Genomic DNA, 2,647 nt, shown 5'->3' with positions numbered 1-2,647 from the left:
CGTCAGGCAGATCCTCGAGCAGCGCCTCTTCCCCACGCGCATCGAGCTACCGGAGCGATGGGAGAAGTACTACTGGAGAACCATTCGGACGCGAGCCTTCACCCGCAACCAGCGCCACACCCTCAAGTACGCGGCGTGAGTTGGTCTCCCTCGGGCCCCCATCCCCGGCATCAGCAGGCGCAACTGCAATCTTCGGAGCAGGACCTAAGGCTTCGCTGCTTGACACGGGTGAGCGCCGATCTCTAGTGTCAATCGGCCGCGCACTCGCGCGGCGACCCCATGTCCACCGCCATTCGCCCGCTTGCGCCGGTCTCCGCGCGCCACGCCTTCGCGCTGGCCTTCGATCTGGCGATGCGCCGGGATCCGGTCCAGTCGCTGCTCGTGCCCCTCCTGCTGCGCGGCCCGTGGATCCTGATTCCCGCGCTGCTCTCGCCGGTCGACCACCCGGACGCAGGCTGGCCGGTGTACGCGATCTCGGGCTCGGCGCTCATCGTGGACTTCGTCCTGCTGCTCATCACCTGCGGCATGATGCGATTCCGGGCGCGTTCGGTGTTCAACACGCCGAGGAGCGCGAAACCGGCCTCGGTGCTGGACTGCTACGCGCGTTCGTTCGCGCGGCTGCCGTGGCTGTTCGTGACGGAGATGGTGCGAAGCCTGGCGCTGGTGTTCGCATCGCTTTTCCTGCTGCTGCCGGGACTGCTGCTCAGCTTCCGGCTCTCGTGCGCCACCGAAGCCGTGGTGCTCGACGAACCCCATCTCGCCGGCGCGTTCGGGCGCTCGTTCCTCCTCACCGAGGGCCGCTTCGAGCGCTGGCTCGAGATGGTGACGCTGTCCACTCTGATCGGACTGAGCGTCATCTTCACGATGACGATCCTCGCCTGGATCTTTCCGCAACCGGGGATCGGGCTGTGGGTCGCGGCCACTCAGGTGGTGCTGACCTTCGTCACGACGCTCATCCAGTACGCCTGGACCTTCTTCTATCTGCGTCTCGTCGAGGTCGAATCTCCGCGCGTCGAGATCGGGCCGTTCGGGATGCGAACGGGAGGCATGGGCGATCAACCGGCCCGCGAAGCGCCGCTCGAAGAGGAGCCGGCCGAGGCGGAGAGCTCCAGCCGATGAGAGCCGACGCTTCCCAACGCCGTGCCGCGCCGCCGGTCTCCGATTCATTCCTGCCCAATATCATTGGCGCGAGTCCAAAGATTCAGCGCATCCTGCGATTGGTTTCGCGCGTCGCGGCCACTGACAGCACCGTCCTGTTGCTGGGGGAGAGCGGCACGGGCAAGGAGCTGATTGCCCGCTCGCTCCACGTCCAATCGCGCCGCGCCCAGGGCCCCTTCGTGCCGGTCAATCTCGGCGCGATCCCCGAATCGCTCATGGAAAGCGAGCTATTCGGCCACGCCCGAGGCGCGTTCACGGGCGCGGGCCTCGAGCGACGCGGACTGATCGAGGCGGCGGACCGCGGGACGCTGTTCCTCGACGAGATCGGCGACATGCCGCCGCTCAGCCAGGTCAAGCTGCTGCGCGTGCTCGAGAACAACGAGGTGCGCAGGGTCGGCGAGGATACGCCACGGCACGTAGACGTTCGAGTGGTCGCCGCCACCCATCGCGATCTGCAGAACGAGATCGAAGCCGGGCGTTTTCGCGAAGATCTCTATTATCGGCTGAACGTCGTGCAGATCGAGCTGCCGCCGCTACGCGAACGCCGGGAGGACATCGGGCTCCTCGCCTCGTACTTCCTCGAGCGCGCGGCGCGCCGCGAGGGCCGGGATCGGATGAGCTTCTCGCCCGAGACGGCGGCGCTGCTCGAGCGCTACGATTACCCGGGCAACGTGCGCGAGCTCGAGAACGCGGTCGATCACGCGGTGGCGGTGGCCGAGGGCTCCGAGATCCAGCCGGGCGATCTGCCCGGCGCGATCCGCTTGCCGCGGATGCTGCCGCGAGGCGGCGAAGCGGACGGCGAGCCCGCCGGAGCGGGGGAGCGGCCGAGCGCGGGCGAGCTTGGCCTCCGCGAGGACTGGTCGCTCGCCGAGGTCGAGCGCGAGCACATTCAGCGCGTGCTGGCCCGGCATCACGGCAATGCCACCAATGCCGCGAAGCAGCTCGGCATCTCGCGCACCACGTTGTGGCGAAAGCTCCGGCAATACGGACTCAAGCGGACCAGCTGACCATGGCTTCCGAACGTCTCTACTACGACGACAGCTATACCACCCGCTTCCGCGCGCGAATCGAAGATCGTGCGACCGTCGGTGGCAAGCCGGCGCTGGAGCTCGCCGCCTCGTACTTCTACCCGGAGAGCGGCGGACAGCTCGCCGATCGCGGCGTGATCGGCGCGGCTCGCGTGCTGGACGTCCAGGCCGAGGACGACGGCCGCGTCTGGCACCTGATCGAGGGCGAGCCGGGGGGCGAGGAGTGTGAGGCGGAGCTGGATTGGGCGCGCCGGTTCGATCACATGCAGCAGCACACCGGCCAGCACCTCCTGTCGGCGGTGTTCGACGAACTGTTCGGGGCCGCCACGGTGAGCGTGCACTTCGGCCCGGCAACGTCGACCATCGACCTCGACACGGAATCGCTCACTCGCGATCGCGCCCGCGAGGCCGTCCGCCGCGCCAACGAGGTCGTTCTCGAGAACCGCCCCGTGACCGTGGCA

General features: G+C 68.0%; 3 protein-coding genes. All 3 read left to right on the top strand.

What is annotated here, in order from left to right; translation table 11 throughout:
• Window positions 1–279 precede the first annotated feature (279 nt).
• Complete coding sequence (locus tag VMJ70_14945; protein HTO92426.1) at window positions 280–1,119, top strand: hypothetical protein; 840 nt, start codon at window positions 280–282, stop codon at window positions 1,117–1,119.
• A complete protein-coding gene (locus tag VMJ70_14940) occupies window positions 1,116–2,165 on the top strand; it encodes a sigma 54-interacting transcriptional regulator (protein ID HTO92425.1) in 1,050 nt (349 codons plus the stop codon). Before VMJ70_14945 ends, VMJ70_14940 begins: the two co-directional genes overlap by 4 nt.
• A gap of 2 nt (window positions 2,166–2,167) precedes the next feature.
• Window positions 2,168–2,647 (top strand): alanyl-tRNA editing protein (locus VMJ70_14935; GenBank protein ID HTO92424.1); only part of this gene is annotated, 480 nt, incomplete at its 3' end.

Origin of the sequence: Candidatus Sulfotelmatobacter sp. (assembly GCA_035498555.1) — a bacterium.
GTDB lineage: Bacteria > Eisenbacteria > RBG-16-71-46 > RBG-16-71-46 > RBG-16-71-46 > DATKAB01.
The sequence above is the reverse complement of the archived record's forward strand: the minus strand, read 5'-3'. Positions and strand labels throughout refer to the sequence as shown.